The sequence below is a fragment of the Bradyrhizobium sp. WSM3983 genome, from assembly GCF_000473045.1.
Classification (GTDB): domain Bacteria; phylum Pseudomonadota; class Alphaproteobacteria; order Rhizobiales; family Xanthobacteraceae; genus Bradyrhizobium.
In genome coordinates this window covers 325,915-340,556 of record NZ_AXAY01000003.1, presented here as the reverse complement: position 1 = coordinate 340,556, position 14,642 = coordinate 325,915, and the positions used below count along the sequence as shown (strand labels likewise).

The window sequence follows — 14,642 nt, the reverse complement described above, 5'->3', positions numbered from 1 at the left end:
AAATGCCCGCATCTCCGCTCCGCCTCGGCGTCAATATCGACCATGTCGCGACCGTCCGTAACGCCCGCGGCGGCCGTCATCCCGATCCGGTCCGGGCCGCGCTGCTTGCGATCGAGGCCGGCGCCGATGGCATCACCGCGCATTTGCGCGAAGACCGCCGGCACATCCGCGACGAGGACATGGCGGGGCTGAAGGCCGAGATCTCCAAGCCGCTGAATTTCGAGATGGCGGCGACCGACGACATGATGCGCATCTCGCTCGCGACCAAGCCGCATGCGGTGTGCCTGGTGCCGGAGCGGCGCCAGGAGGTGACGACCGAGGGCGGCCTCGACGTGGTCGGCCAGCACAATGCGCTCGCGCCCTATATCGCGCGGTTGAACGATGCCGGCATCCGCGTCTCGCTGTTCATTGCCGCGGACCCTGCGCAGATCGCGATGGCGGCGCAGCTGCGCGCGCCCGTGATCGAGATCCACACCGGCGCCTGGTGCGACGCCGTGGTCGACGGCCATACCGACAAGGCCGAGGCCGAATGGCAGCGGATCGTGGCGGGCGTTAAGGTCGCGAAGGACGCAGGTCTTGAGGTCCATGCCGGTCATGGGCTGGACTACGCGACGGCCGAGACGATTGCCGCGCTGCCTGACATCATGGAGCTCAACATCGGCTACTACATGATCGGCGAGGCGCTCTTCGTCGGTCTTGCCGAGACGGTACGCAAGATGCGCGGGGCGATGGATCGCGGACGGAGCCGGGCATGATCATCGGTATCGGCTCCGACCTCATCGACATCACCCGTGTCGGCAAGGTGATGGAGCGCCATGGCGAGCGCTTCCTCGACCGCATCTTCACAGCGGCCGAGCGGGCCAAGGCGGAGCGCCGTTCCAAGAACGAGAAGATGGTGGTGGCGACCTACGCCAAGCGCTTTGCCGCCAAGGAGGCCTGCTCCAAGGCGCTCGGCACCGGCATCAGACACGGCGTGTGGTGGCGCGACATGGGGGTGGTCAACCTGCCGGGCGGAAAACCGTCCATGCGGCTGACCGGAGGGGCGCTGGCCCGGCTCCAGGCCCTGACACCGGAGGGATTCGAGGCCCAGATCGATCTGTCGATCACCGATGACTGGCCGTTGGCGCAGGCCTTTGTGATCATTTCCGTCGTGCCGCGGGCCAAGTCCTGAAACTTTGGTGGTAATTTTATAATTCGTGTTAAAAATCAATATCTTATAAGTTTTTGATGCGATCCTTGATTGCGTGGCCTGCGACAACCGTCTAAAAGTCCGCGAACGCAAATCAGGCTGGGCGAATTCGGCTTTACGCCGGAATTGGCCCTCACTATCAGAATCAGGACAATCTCCTTGGGCTGCGAACCGGTGGGCCGTTCGCGGGGGGAGGGCGTTCTGTGATCGCCGGCCGGAATTGAGAGAGCAATGAGCGTGACTTCGGGAACGAAAACTGAAAGCGGCGTCGGCGAAACGATCCGGGTCGTGATCCATGCTCTCCTGATCGCGCTGGTCATCCGCACCTTCCTGTTCCAGCCGTTCAACATCCCGTCCGGCTCGATGAAGGCGACGCTGCTGGTCGGCGACTATCTGTTCGTCTCGAAATATTCCTACGGATATAGCCACTACTCGATCCCGTTCTCGCCACCGCTGTTCTCGGGACGGATCTGGGGCTCGGATCCGAACCGCGGCGACATCGTCGTGTTCCGCCTGCCGAAGGACGACACCACCGATTACATCAAGCGCGTGATCGGTCTTCCGGGCGACCACGTCCAGATGAAGGACGGGCTGCTCTACATCAACGACACTCCGGTCGAGCGCCAGCGCATGAGCGAATTTGTCGGCGAGGATCCGTGCGGCTCCGAAGGCGGTGGCATCTCGCGGGTGAAGCGCTGGAAGGAAACGCTGCCGAACGGCGTCTCCTACGAGACGCTCGATTGCGCCGACAACGGCTACATGGACAACACCAACGTCTACACCGTGCCGCCCGGCCATTTCTTCATGATGGGCGACAATCGCGACAACTCCACCGACAGCCGTTTCCTCGGCCAGGTCGGCTATGTGCCGCAGGAGAACCTGATCGGCCGCGCGCAGATGATCTTCTTCTCCATCGGCGAGGGCGAGCATGCCTGGATGTTCTGGCGCTGGCCGTGGGTAGTGCGCTGGAATCGCTTCTTCAAAATTGTCCGATGAAAGACGAAGCCAAGGACATCGCGACCCAACCGATCGAGGCGCAAGCCGCTCCTGAGGGCGAAGCTGCAACCAAGACGCTTGCGACCAAGACTCCTGAAACGAAGGCTGCTGAAACTAAGACTACTCCTGCGAAGAAGAAGCGGACGCGAAGCAGCAAGGCCAAGGACAAGGCGAAGGCGGCGGCTGACGCGAACGCGGCGCTCGAAGCGCGCATTGGCCACAACTTCGCCGATCCGAACCTGCTGATGCAGGCGATCACGCATGTCTCGGCGCTGAAGTCCGGACGCAAGCGCGGCGATAGTTATCAGCGGCTGGAGTTCCTCGGCGACCACGTGCTCGGGCTCGTCGTCTCCGACATGCTCTATCACGCCTTCCCGAATGCCGATGAGGGCGAGCTGTCCAAGCGACTTGCCGAGCTCGTGCGCAAGGAGAGCTGCGCCGACGTCGCCAAGTCGCTCGGTCTGCTCGACGACATCAAGCTCGGCTCGGTCGGCTCGAGCGCGGATGCCCGCCTGCGCAAGTCCATCCTCGGCGACATCTGCGAAGCCGTGATCGGCGCCATCTTCCTCGACGGCGGTCATGCGGCGGCGGACGAGTTCGTCAAGCGCAACTGGACCGAGCGCATGCACCAGCCGCGGCGGCCGCTGCGCGATCCCAAGACCGTGCTGCAGGAATGGGCCCAAGGGAAGGGATTGCCGACGCCGGTCTATCGCGAAGTCGAGCGCACCGGCCCGCATCACGATCCGGAGTTCCGCGTCGCGGTGGACCTGCCCGGATTGGCACCGGCCGAAGGCACCGGCGGCAGCAAGCGCGCGGCAGAGAAGGTGGCGGCCTCAGTGATGATTGAACGTGAAGGTGTTGGCGGCGGCAATGACGGCTGAAACAAGCGGCGAGGCGCCCACGGCTACGCGCTGCGGCTTCGTTGCGCTGATCGGCGCGCCGAATGTCGGCAAGTCCACGCTGGTCAATGCGCTGGTCGGAGCCAAGGTCACCATCGTCTCGCGCAAGGTACAGACCACGCGCGCGCTGATCCGCGGCATCGTGATCGAGAGCAACGCGCAGATCATCCTGGTCGACACGCCCGGCATCTTCCTGCCCAAGCGCAGGCTCGACCGCGCAATGGTCTCGACGGCCTGGAGCGGGGCGCATGACGCCGACCTCGTCTGCGTGCTGCTGGATGCCAAGGCCGGCATCGACGAGGAGGCCGAGGCGATCCTCAGCAAGGCCGCCAGCGTCAAGCATGAGAAGATCCTGGTGATCAACAAGGTCGACCTGGTCCAGCGCGAGAAGCTGCTGGCGCTCGCACAAGCCGCGAACGAGCGCATGGCCTTCGCGAAAACCTTCATGATCGCTGCGATCTCGGGCGACGGCGTCGACGACCTCAGGCATACACTGGCCGAGATCGTGCCGCCGGGGCCGTTCCTCTATCCCGAGGACCAGATGTCGGATGCGCCGATGCGGCAGCTTGCGGCCGAGATCACGCGCGAGAAGATTTATCGCAAGCTGCACCAGGAATTGCCCTACCAGTCCACGGTCGAGACCGACAAATGGGAGGAGCGCAAGGACAAATCGGTGCGCATCGAGCAGACGATCTTCGTCGAGCGCGAGAGCCAGCGCAAGATCGTGCTCGGCGCAGGCGGCGCCACCATCAAGTCGATCGGCGCGGACTCGCGCAAGGAGCTCGCCGAGATCCTGGGCGTACCGGTGCACCTGTTCCTGTTCGTCAAGGTGCGCGAGAACTGGGGTGACGATCCCGATCGCTACCGCGAGATGGGCCTGGAATTTCCCAAAGAATAAGCAAGAGCAGATCGGTATTTGATGAGCGTGCCTCGCAACGTCCAGCGCTTTGAAGCGTTGCTCTATGCCTCGCTGATGCTGGACGCCCTGTCGGTGGCGGTGCAGGACCGTACGCCCACCATCGAGATGACCGAGCAGATGATCATGACGGCGACCCTGCTCGCCGGCGCGATGATCCTGCTGCTGGTCTATTTCGTCTGGCTCGCTGCGCACTGGCGCAAGAACTGGCCGCGCTGGGTGCTGGTGGCGGCGCTGGTCCTGTCCGTGATCTCGCTCGGCCAGATCCTGGGCGAGCGGGGCCTCGAGCTCGATAGTGTCATCGAGATCGTCTCCTGCGTGCTGACAGCGTTCGGGCTGTATTTCTCATTCACCGGCGACGCGCAGGGCTGGTTCAACGCGTGAGGTTTTACGCGGTGCCGTAGGGTGGATTAGCGAAGCGCAATCCACCATTTGAGCGTGCACGCGGGATCGGCGGATTACGCCTTCGGCTGATCCGCCCTACGATTTCAGGCTGGAATCCGCTACACTTCACCCCATGGAATGGACCGACGAAGGCATCGTGCTGGGCGTGCGGCGGCATGGCGAAAGTAGCGCCATTGTCGAACTGCTGACGCGCCAGCATGGTCGGCATCTCGGTCTCGTGCGTGGCGGTGCCGGCTCGCGGCTGCGGCCGCTGCTGCAGCCCGGCAACAGTGTCAGCGCGGTGTGGCGGGCGCGGCTCGACGAGCATCTCGGCACTTATGCGGTTGAGGGATTGAAGCTGCGCGCGGCGACGCTGCTGGGATCGTCCCATGGCGTCTATGGCGTCACCCATCTGGCCTCGATTGCGCGGCTGCTGCCGGAGCGCGATCCGCACCAGGACATCTTTGCGCTGCTCGAACATTCGCTCGACGATTTCGACGACATCGGCAGTGCCGCCGTGCACGTGATCCATTTCGAGCTTGCGATGCTCGCCGAGCTCGGCTTCGGGCTGGCGCTGGACAACTGCGCGGTGACCGGGGAGACTACGGACCTGATCTATGTGTCGCCCAAATCCGGGGGCGCGGTGTCGCGCGGCGCGGGCGAGCCGTGGCGCGACCGGCTGTTGCGGCTGCCGGCGTTCCTGCGCCATGGCGACGCCGCGAGCGACCTCACCGACGAGGATCTTCAGGACGGCTTTCGGCTGACCGGACTGTTCCTGCTGCGGCACGTGCTGGAGCCGCGCGGGCAGGCCCATTCCGACGCGCGCGCCGGCTTCATTAACGCCCTGATCCGGCAGCAGACCAAAGCGGCGCTTTCTGCGCCATGATCTGAGGGGCGCCTCTGCTCGTTCCACTGGAACCAAATCGGCCGGGTTGAGTTGGCCCGCGCAGGTTCCGCAGGTTCCACAACGGGGGACAGCCTAAAATGTTGATCAAAGGATTCGTGCTGTCGGCAGCGCTTCTCGCGTTGGCGCCGGCCGCCATGGCTGGCGAGCCACAACCGGGGGTCTTTCGGCGGGCTTCCTGTACCGTCGTCAGGTACTATGTCGCGAAATATTCGGCTGCGGCCGCAGAGACATGGGCGCGATCCCATGGCGCAACCGAGGCCGAAATCGAGGCCGCCCGCCGCTGTGTAGCCAATATGCCGGCGACGCCTCCGGCCAAGGTCGAGCCGACTGTGACGGCCGGCTGGGCAGGGCGGTAGCCGCCCACAGGGAACCAATCCATCCTTGCCCGATTCGCTTCCACGGTTTAACCGGGCGGCATGGGAAAACGAATCGTTCCGCCGGAAGAACCGGCCGAAATTCACGAGGTGCCGCTGCGCGAGGCGCTCGAAGAGCGCTATCTCGCGTACGCGCTCTCCACCATCATGCATCGCGCGCTGCCCGACGCGCGCGACGGCCTGAAGCCGGTGCACCGGCGCATCCTCTACGGCATGCGCCTGCTCAGGCTCGACCCCGGCACCGCCTTCAAGAAGTCCGCCAAGATCGTCGGCGACGTGATGGGCTCGTTCCATCCGCATGGCGACCAGGCGATCTACGACGCCATGGTGCGCCTCGCGCAGGATTTCTCCTCGCGCTATCCGCTTGTCGACGGCCAGGGCAATTTCGGCAATATCGACGGCGATAACCCTGCCGCCTACCGTTACACCGAAGCGCGCATGACCGATGTCGCGCGGCTTCTGCTCGATGGCATCGACGAGGATGGCGTCGAATTCCGCGCCAATTACGACGGCCAGTCGAAAGAGCCGGTCGTGCTGCCCGGCGGCTTTCCGAACCTGCTCGCCAACGGCGCGCAGGGCATCGCGGTCGGCATGGCGACCTCGATCCCGCCGCACAATGCCGCGGAGCTTTGCGATGCCGCGCTGCATCTGATCGAGAAGCCCGACGCGAAATCCAGGGCGCTGCTGAAGTGGGTGAAGGGCCCGGATTTCCCGACCGGCGGCATCTGCGTCGATTCCAAGCAGGCCATCGCCGAAGCCTACACCACCGGCCGCGGCTCGTTCCGCGTCCGCGCCAGGTGGGAGCAGGAAGAGGGCGCGCGAGGCGTCTGGATCGTCGTCGTCACCGAGATCCCCTTTCTGGTGCAGAAGTCGCGCCTGATCGAGAAGGTCGCCGAGCTGCTGGACCAGAAGAAGCTGCCGCTGGTCGGAGACATCAGGGACGAGTCGGCCGAAGACGTCCGCATCGTGATCGAGCCGAAATCGAAGAACGTCGATCCGGCGCTGATGATGGAGTCGCTGTTCCGGCTCACTGAGCTCGAAAACAAGATCCCGCTGAACCTCAACGTTCTGATCAAGGGCCGCGTCCCCAAGGTGGTGGGGCTGGCGGAGTGCCTGCGCGAATGGCTCGACCATCTGCGCGACGTGCTGATCCGCCGCAGCAATTACCGCAAGGCGCAGATCGAGCACAGGCTGGAGGTTCTCGGCGGCCTGCTCATCGCCTATTTGAACATCGACGAGGTCATCAGGATCATCCGCAACGAGGATGAGCCGAAGCCGGCGCTGATGAAGGCGTTCAAGCTCACCGAGGTGCAGGTCGAAGCCATCCTCAACATGCGGCTCCGCTCGCTGCGCAAGCTCGAGGAGATGGAGATCCGCACCGAGGACAAGAACCTCCGTGCCGAGCTCAAGGGCATCAACGCGATCCTCGCCTCCGAGCCCGAGCAGTGGAAGAAGGTCGGTGAGCAGGTCGGCAAGGTCCGCGACATGTTCGGACCGAAGACGCCGCTCGGCAAGCGCCGCACCACCTTTGCAGATGCGCCCGAGCACGATCTCGCCGCGATGGAGGAAGCCCTCGTCGAGCGCGAGCCGGTGACCGTCGTCGTCTCCGACAAGGGCTGGATCCGTACCATGAAGGGCCATGTCGAGGATCTCTCGGGCCTCGCCTTCAAGCAGGACGACAAGCTCGGCTTCGCCTTCTTCGCCGAGACGACCTCGAAGCTGCTGCTATTCGCCACCAACGGCAAATTCTACTCGCTCGATGTCGCGAAGCTTCCGGGCGGCCGCGGCCACGGCGAGCCGATCCGCCTGTTCATCGACCTCGAGCAGGAGGCCGCGCCCGTCGCGCTGTTCGTCAACAAGGGCGGTCGCAAATTCCTGGTCGCGAGCCACGAGGGTCAGGGCTTTGTCGTCAACGAGGATGATTGCGTCGGCACCACCAAGAAGGGCAAGCAGGTCCTCAATGTCGACATGCCGAACGAGGCGCGCACGGTCACCGAGGTGATCGGCGACACCGTCGCGGTTATCGGCGAGAACCGCAAGATGCTGATCTTCCCGCTCGACCAGGTGCCGGAGATGGCCCGCGGTCGCGGCGTGCGTCTGCAGAAGTACAAGGACGGCGGCCTGTCCGACGTCGCTGTCTTCGAAGCCAAGGCAGGCCTCACCTGGAAGGACTCCGCTGGCCGCGAATTCTCGGCGACCATGAAGGAGCTCGCGGAGTGGCAGGGCACCCGCGCCGATGCCGGCCGCCTGCCGCCCAAGGGTTTCCCGAAGTCGAACAAGTTCGGCAAGGTGATCGGGTAGGGCGGCAGGACGCGACTGTCGCCACAATGCCGGCGTCATGCCCCGCGAAAGCGGGGCATCCAGTACACCGCGGCTTCTCGGATTGATCACGACCGTCTCGAATTACTGGGTCGTCCGATCAAGCCGGGCGACGACAGCGAGAGTGAGGCGAGATTAGCCATCGCTCCGTTACACTTTTCAAACAGCAGGCGAGAGTTCGCAATCTCGCGGCGCATTTCGCCCGAGTTTTACTTCTCGCGTCGCCCTCATTGAGACAAGGGCGCAGGGAAGGCTGGATGCCGGCTGGCACCCGAGATCCGTGCGCTACAGAAATGCACACGGGGTGGACCACAGGTGTTGCCGGTCGCCCGGCCTTCCCTGCGCGATGGTTTTAACGTGTCCTTCGTGCTCCCCGGGGAGCGATGCACTATTGCCCCCGTCGCCTTGCGGATGACCGATGCGCGCGCCCGGTCGGGCCGCCGCATCACCGCAAGCCTTGACGCACAGACCCCGGGCGTCAGGACCACACGACTTCTCCGTTCGCGCACGTCCTCGCTGGGAATCCGAGGGGTGGCGTGTGCTCGCCCCCGAAGCCATGCGAAGACGATGTCAGCATCGTGTCGTTCGCGCGAACGCCATTGCTCACGGCCGAAGCCGCCCTGCAACACCGATCCCGCGCGACGTCGTCGCGTCCATCGCACCCTGGCCCGCGGTTCGTGACGATCGCGATCCGCCCCTTGTCTCGGGCCAGGGTGTTTCGCTTGTACGACAAATCCGAATTTCGGTAAAGTGGAATATTTTGCGATTCTGGGGCTTGACAAGCAGTTGGGTCGTTTGGTGTGGCTGTTTTGCCCGACGGGCAGCGATTTGCGCGACGTCGAGCAAATCCGGCGCTAAGCCTTTAGCTGGCAGGCGTGAAGCCTGTGGCTTGCACGATCGCCTTCCACCGGGCGGATTCAGACGCGATTAATTGGCCGAAGGCGGCCATGGAGATGGAATCGAGCTCAACCGACATTTTTGCCATCCCGGATTTTACCTCATTTGATCCTAGGGACTCCTGGATGGCACTGTTGAGCCTCTCGACGGTCTCCGCCGGCGTCCTGGCGGGGACGAAAAACCCAAACCAGGTGACGTCTTCAAGCAGGGGGAAGCCGGCCTCCGCCATGGTCGGCACGTCGGGCAGAAATGAACTGCGGCGCGGACCGGTAGTCGCAAGCGCTCGAATATCGCCGGATCGGACAAGGCCCAACGAAGTCCCCATCGGCATGATGGCCGACGCGATCTCGCCCTTCAGAAGGTCATCGATTGCCTCCCGACCCTGATAGGGGACATGAAGATACTCGAACTGCGCAGTGCGCCCCAGCATCGCACCAGTGAGATGCAATGTGGTTCCCACGCCGGCAGTGCCGTAGGTCGCAATTTTGGGGTTGGCGCGACACCATGTGATGAAATCGGCAATCGTTTTTACATCGCCGGGCACCTTTCGACCTACCGTCAGCGACATCGGAAATGACGCAACAGTCGATACCGGCGTAAAGTCCTCCACCTTGTATCCGAGCGTTTTGTACGTGTGCGGAAACAGTGTGACGAAACCAAGCGGAGCGAACAGGACGACCGATCCGTCCGGATCGGCCGTCCTGAGGGCTTCTGCAGCAATACGACCACCGGCGCCTGGCCGCGTCTCCACGACGATCGAGGAAGCCTAACCCTTCATCTGGCCAGTCACGAGCCTTGCCACTGCGTCAGGCAGCCCGGGAGTGAAACCCGTCAAGACGTGGACGGTTTTCGCAAGGGTTTGAGCCTTGCTCCGCGGCACGATACCAGCTCGGCTCAACGCAAGCCCGACCGCCGACAAAGTTAACAAGCCACGACGTGTCAGCATGACATTTTTCCCCGGAAGCAACCAGTGTTCGGCGGCAGTTGGACGCAAACCGACCAAGGTCGGCGATAAATCATCGCGTGGTTCGATGCGACGGGAACTGGGGGCCACGCCTGCATCGATAGGACGCAACTTGTCCGGGAGGATGCTAGAGGCGTGGATATCCGTCCAATGCTACTGTCTGAGGCTCCCATAACTGTTTTGATAAGGATCGCGGATGCAAGACATCGACAGAGCTCGACGCCGCATCAAACTGCGCGATATGAAGATACTGCTCGCTGTTGCCATGCGTGGAAGCATGGCAAAGGCGGCGGCTGAGCTTGCCATCTCCCAGCCCGCGGTTTCGCGGTCAATCGCGGATCTGGAGCATGCGCTTGGGCTCCGACTTCTCGACCGCGGCCGTAACGGCATTGAGCCCACGCTCTATGGCCGGGCCTTCGTCAGGCGTGGCGCGGCGATTTTCGACGAACTGACACAGGGCCTTCAAGAGCTTGAGTTTCTTTCCGACCCGACAAGGGGACAATTGCGCATTGGCAGTTCCGAGAGCGTTGCGGCAGGCCTGCTCTCGGCCGTAATCGATCAATTTGCACGGCAGCATCCGGGTATACGACTGAACGTCGTGCAAACGGTGCTGGGCACAACGCACTATCGCGAATTGCGCGAACGCAGCATCGATTTGTTGCTCGGATGGGTCCCGACATCATTTGCAGAAGACGATCTGGTCGCGGAGCCCGTATTCAGTGATCGACGCGTTGTGGTCTCGGGACGGCACAGCAAATGGGCGAAGGTTTCCAAACTGAGCCTTGCCGATCTCGCCGGCGAAGCGTGGATCGTGCCGCCGCCCGACACGTTTCCGGGCACCGCCACCGCTGATCTGTTTCGAGAGGGAGGATTGGGCATGCCGCGCGCCACTCTCACGACGCTGTCCATTCACCTGTGCTGCAACCTGGCTGCAACTGGTCACTTTGTTACGCTCTTGCCAGGCTCTATCATGCACTTCAGCGGTCGCGGCTCCTCCTTGATGAAACTTCCGGTCAAGCTTCCGCGAATGTCTGCGATACCGGTGACCATTCTCAGGTTAAAGGGGCGCACGCTGAGTCCGGCAGCCGAATTGTTCATCGAATGCACTCGCGAAGTCGCGAAGCCCCTCACAGGCAGACCGTCGTCTCGAAGGGGCATGAGTCTCTGACCTCAAATCCTGGTTCTTGCCTGGCTCGCTGGCGGCAGGGAGCACCTGCTTCCTGCTTGACCACGAACAGGAGGACGAGCATGTCCGAGAGCGTCTACAAGGTCATCGAGCTGGTCGGCACCAGCAGCAGTTCCGGGGTAGATGGCCGCCGCCAATGCGGTCGAGCAGGCTGGAAAGTCTCCTCGAGACCTCTGCATTGCCGAGGTTGTCAAACTCGACATGCAATTGGACGCCAAGGGCAAGGTAGAGGCCTTCCGCGCCAAGCTGTGCGTGTCGTTCAAACCCGAGGGCACCTGAGTTGACGAAATCTCGCCCCGCTTGCGGGGCGAGATCGCTCTAGATTACGGCGACGAGCCGCAGCGCCACGCCGGCCGCGCAACTGCCCGCGAGCACCGTGAGCATGCCGAGCTTGAAGCGGAAGATCGCGGTCGCCGCCGCGATCGACAGCACCAGCGCCGGCACATCGACGCTCGTCAGGACCGGCCTGTCAAAATCCAGCGGGAAGGCGTGCACCGGCACGGTCTCGCGGAACAGCGTGTGCAGCGCGAACCAGATCGAGAGGTTGAGGATCACGCCGACGACGGCGGCGGTGATCGCGCCGAGTGCGCCGGCTAGCCCGGTGTTGCCGCGCAGGCGCTCGATGTAGGGGGCGCCGACGAAGATCCAGAGGAAGCACGGCGTGAAGGTGACCCAGGTCGCGAGCAGTCCGCCCAAGATTGCCGCAAGCATCGGCGACAGGCCGCTTGGGTCGCGGTAGGCCGCCATGAAGCCCACGAACTGGAGCACCATGATCAGCGGGCCCGGCGTGGTCTCGGCCATGCCGAGACCGTCGAGCATCTCGTGCGGCTTCAGCCAATGATAATGCTCGACCGCCTGCTGGGCGACATAGGCCAGCACGGCATAGGCGCCGCCGAAAGTGACCAGCGCCATCTTCGAGAAGAACAGCGCGATGTGGCTGAACACGCTGGCCTGGCCGAGGACCAACAGCAGCGCGATCACCGGCACCAGCCAAAGTGCAAGCCACAACGCAGCGGTGCGGATTACACGCGCGGTATTGGGGCGGACATGCTCGGGCACGGCTTCGCCGAGCATGCTGTCGATCGCTGCGCTGCTGCCATGGCCGTGACCGGCAGGTGCGAATTCCGGACGGCCGACGCGTGCACCGGCATAGCCGATCACGCCGGCGGCGATGATGATGATCGGGAAGGGGACCGCGAAGAAGAAGATCGCGACGAAGGCCGCGGCCGCGAGCGTGATCATGATGCGGTTCTTCAACGCCCGCTTGCCGACGCGGACCACGGCCTCGACGACGACGGCGAGCACGGCGGCCTTCAGCCCGAAGAACAGCGCCTCGACGAAGCTGACATTGCCGTAGGCCGCATAGACGTAGCTCAGGCCCATGATGGCGATAATGCCGGGCAGGATGAACAGCCCGCCCGCCATCAGCCCACCGGCGGTGCGATGCATCAGCCAGCCGACATAGGTCGCGAGCTGCTGCGCTTCCGGCCCCGGCAGCAACATGCAGTAGTTGAGCGCATGCAAAAAACGGCCTTCCGAGATCCAGTTCTTCTCCTCGACCAGGATGCGGTGCATGACCGCGATCTGGCCCGCGGGCCCGCCAAAGCTTAAGCACGCGACGCGCAGCCAGACGCGAAAGGCTTCACCGAAGCTGATGCCGTGACCGGCATCAGCTTCTGCTTGGGCGTTACGAATATCCATTACGCCTTCACCTTGTTGGTCGGCCAGTTGTGGGTTTCTCCGGTCGCGTCGCGGCACCAGCGATAGAAGGCGTCGTAGAGCAGCATGCCGGCCTCGAGTTGTTCGAGGTCGTCATCGTAGATCCGCGACAGCCCGAGGGAGGCGGCGAGCAGGCCGGGCGCTTCCGGCGCGAGGTCCGGCCGGGCTGTGTCGGCGCCGCGCACCAGGGTGGCCAGCCGCAGCAGCGCCGGCGTCGCGATCCCGAACTCCTCGATCATAACATCGAAGGTGCAGAGCTCGCCGCGGTGGCTCCAGAACACGTTCTCGATGTCGAAGGGGTCGGCGTTGAAGCGTTCACCGACGGCGACGACCTCGGACGGTGCTACGTAGAGGAACACCGCATTGGGATCGACGAAGCGACGGATCAGCCAGGGGCAGGCGATGCGGTCGATCTTGGGCCGCGCGCGCGTCACCCAGATTGTGCGTCCCTTCGAATCGCGCGGCGGCAGCTTTCGCGTGTCGAGCAGCGGCAGCTTTGCTTCCCTCCAGCCTTCGAAGCCGCCTTCCAGCGTTTCGGCTTCAGCGCCGAGCTGGCGCAGCCAGGCCGCGGTGCCCTGCGCGAGTTTCTCGCCGCGGAAACAGGAGACGATGGCCCGGCGGCCGGCGAAGTCGCCGCCCCATTCCGCAACGGTCTCGTGGCTGAGCTTGATGGAGCCGGGGATCAACCGCGGGTCGGCGGCAAAATCCTCCTCCGTCCGCACGTCGATCAAGACAGGGGCATTGGCCGTGCCGATCAGGCGCGCCAATTTGTCGGATGATATGGTCGTGAATGTTGACATGATGCGTCCTCGCATAATCAAACGGGACGCGATACTTGGGCATGTCGCCTCGTGGGGAGATCGCTCAAATCCCCATGGCGCTGATTACAGCGAAACCGCGCCGTCCTGTCAATCGCCGGTTTCATTGGCATTGAACGTTAGAAAGATATGCTGCCGCGACCTACGGTGGGTGGAGGCGGAATTCTGCGGCGAGGTCGGGGTTGATCCTCAGTCGCAGCAGGAAGGCGCTGCAAGGAGGGACCAAGATGACGCCCAAGATCATGTCCAAAATCACGCTCGCTCTCGCCGTTGTTGCGCTCGCGTCGTCCGGCCAGACCGCGCTCGCACAGTCGGAACAATCCGGCGTCGAGAAGCTCTACATCATGAATTGCGGCGAGGGCGTCGCCGGCGACATCGGGCGCTGGTCACCCGGGGTGAACGAAGGCCAGTCGATGGACTTCGTCGACACCTGCTATCTCATCAAGCACAAGCAGGACTGGTTCCTGTGGGACACCGGCATCCCCGACGCGGTCGCCGCGATGCCGAATGGGCTTGCGCCTGCCGATCCCAAGGCCGTGACCTGGAAGCGGCCGAAGACGCTCGCATCGCAGCTCGAGCAGATCGGCGTCAAGCCCGCTGACATCAAGGCGATGGGCGTCTCCCACACCCATCCCGACCACATCGGCAATGTCGAGATGTTTCCGCAGGCCACGCTCTATGTGCAGAAGGCCGAATATGACTGGCCCGGCGCGAACAACGAGCCGCGCTTCAAGCCTTCGCATCCGGTTGAGTTGCTCGTGGGCGACAAGGACGTGTTCGGCGACGGCAGCATCACCATCCTGTCGACGCCCGGCCACACGCCGGGACACCAGTCATTGCTGGTGAAATTGCCGAAGACCGGCGCGGTCGTACTGTCCGGGGATGCCGTTCACTTTAGGAGCAATTGGGAGAACCGCCGCGTTCCCGTCAACAATGTCAGCAAGGACCAGTCGCTCGCCTCGATGCAGAAGATTGCGGACACGCTGACCAAGGAGAAAGCGCAGCTCTGGATCAACCACGACAAGGCGCAGCGCGACAGCCAGAAGATGTCGCCGGAGTTTTACGAGTAGGTCG

General features: G+C 63.5%; 15 protein-coding genes. 12 read left to right on the top strand and 3 right to left on the bottom strand.

The window, feature by feature from the left end:
* Positions 1-2 precede the first annotated feature (2 nt).
* From YUA_RS0106795 to parC, 9 genes are all read left to right on the top strand, one after another.
* A complete protein-coding gene (locus YUA_RS0106795) occupies positions 3-755 on the top strand; it encodes a pyridoxine 5'-phosphate synthase (RefSeq protein ID WP_027530001.1) in 753 nt (250 codons plus the stop codon).
* Positions 752-1,171, top strand: a complete 420-nt coding sequence (gene acpS, locus YUA_RS0106790; RefSeq protein ID WP_027530000.1) for a holo-ACP synthase — start codon at positions 752-754, stop codon at positions 1,169-1,171. Before YUA_RS0106795 ends, acpS begins: the two co-directional genes overlap by 4 nt.
* A 249-nt stretch (positions 1,172-1,420) precedes the next feature.
* On the top strand, positions 1,421-2,185 hold the full coding sequence (gene lepB / locus YUA_RS0106785) for a signal peptidase I (protein ID WP_027529999.1): 765 nt from the start codon (positions 1,421-1,423) through the stop codon (positions 2,183-2,185).
* Positions 2,182-3,066 (top strand): ribonuclease III, encoded by an 885-nt coding sequence (rnc, locus tag YUA_RS0106780; RefSeq protein WP_027529998.1) that lies wholly within the window; start codon positions 2,182-2,184, stop codon positions 3,064-3,066. Before lepB ends, rnc begins: the two co-directional genes overlap by 4 nt.
* The gene (era, locus tag YUA_RS0106775) at positions 3,056-3,982 is read left to right on the top strand and encodes a GTPase Era (RefSeq protein ID WP_027529997.1); all 927 of its coding nucleotides are present in this window, start codon (positions 3,056-3,058) and stop codon (positions 3,980-3,982) included. The genes rnc and era overlap by 11 nt, the downstream gene beginning before the upstream one ends.
* A 21-nt stretch (positions 3,983-4,003) precedes the next feature.
* Complete coding sequence (locus tag YUA_RS0106770; protein WP_027529996.1) at positions 4,004-4,384, top strand: hypothetical protein; 381 nt, start codon at positions 4,004-4,006, stop codon at positions 4,382-4,384.
* A gap of 133 nt (positions 4,385-4,517) precedes the next feature.
* Complete coding sequence (gene recO / locus YUA_RS0106765; RefSeq protein ID WP_027529995.1) at positions 4,518-5,270, top strand: DNA repair protein RecO; 753 nt, start codon at positions 4,518-4,520, stop codon at positions 5,268-5,270.
* 98 nt (positions 5,271-5,368) lie between these two features.
* Positions 5,369-5,647 (top strand): hypothetical protein, encoded by a 279-nt coding sequence (locus YUA_RS0106760; RefSeq protein ID WP_027529994.1) that lies wholly within the window; start codon positions 5,369-5,371, stop codon positions 5,645-5,647.
* Between the two features lie 60 nt (positions 5,648-5,707).
* Positions 5,708-7,966 (top strand): DNA topoisomerase IV subunit A, encoded by a 2,259-nt coding sequence (gene parC / locus YUA_RS0106755; protein ID WP_027529993.1) that lies wholly within the window; start codon positions 5,708-5,710, stop codon positions 7,964-7,966.
* A gap of 880 nt (positions 7,967-8,846) precedes the next feature.
* Here the strand turns inward: parC and YUA_RS43580 are convergent.
* Positions 8,847-9,632, bottom strand: a complete 786-nt coding sequence (locus YUA_RS43580) for a tripartite tricarboxylate transporter substrate binding protein (RefSeq protein ID WP_245285118.1) — start codon at positions 9,630-9,632, stop codon at positions 8,847-8,849.
* 409 nt (positions 9,633-10,041) lie between these two features.
* Here YUA_RS43580 and YUA_RS0106740 point away from each other — a divergent pair, with 409 nt between their 5' ends.
* The gene (locus YUA_RS0106740; RefSeq protein WP_027529992.1) at positions 10,042-11,013 is read left to right on the top strand and encodes a LysR family transcriptional regulator; all 972 of its coding nucleotides are present in this window, start codon (positions 10,042-10,044) and stop codon (positions 11,011-11,013) included.
* 141 nt (positions 11,014-11,154) lie between these two features.
* Complete coding sequence (locus YUA_RS43575) at positions 11,155-11,310, top strand: dodecin family protein (RefSeq protein ID WP_245285117.1); 156 nt, start codon at positions 11,155-11,157, stop codon at positions 11,308-11,310.
* Positions 11,311-11,349: 39 nt separating this feature from the next.
* On the opposite strand, the gene chrA is transcribed toward YUA_RS43575, so the two are convergent.
* Both chrA and YUA_RS0106725 read right to left on the bottom strand, forming a co-directional pair.
* A complete protein-coding gene (gene chrA, locus YUA_RS0106730) occupies positions 11,350-12,732 on the bottom strand; it encodes a chromate efflux transporter (protein ID WP_027529991.1) in 1,383 nt (460 codons plus the stop codon).
* Positions 12,732-13,550, bottom strand: a complete 819-nt coding sequence (locus YUA_RS0106725) for a chromate resistance protein ChrB domain-containing protein (protein ID WP_027529990.1) — start codon at positions 13,548-13,550, stop codon at positions 12,732-12,734. Before YUA_RS0106725 ends, chrA begins: the two co-directional genes overlap by 1 nt.
* Positions 13,551-13,795: 245 nt before the next feature.
* Here YUA_RS0106725 and YUA_RS0106720 point away from each other — a divergent pair, with 245 nt between their 5' ends.
* Positions 13,796-14,638, top strand: coding sequence for an N-acyl homoserine lactonase family protein (locus YUA_RS0106720; protein WP_035970617.1), 843 nt, complete (start codon positions 13,796-13,798; stop codon positions 14,636-14,638).
* Positions 14,639-14,642 lie beyond the last annotated feature (4 nt).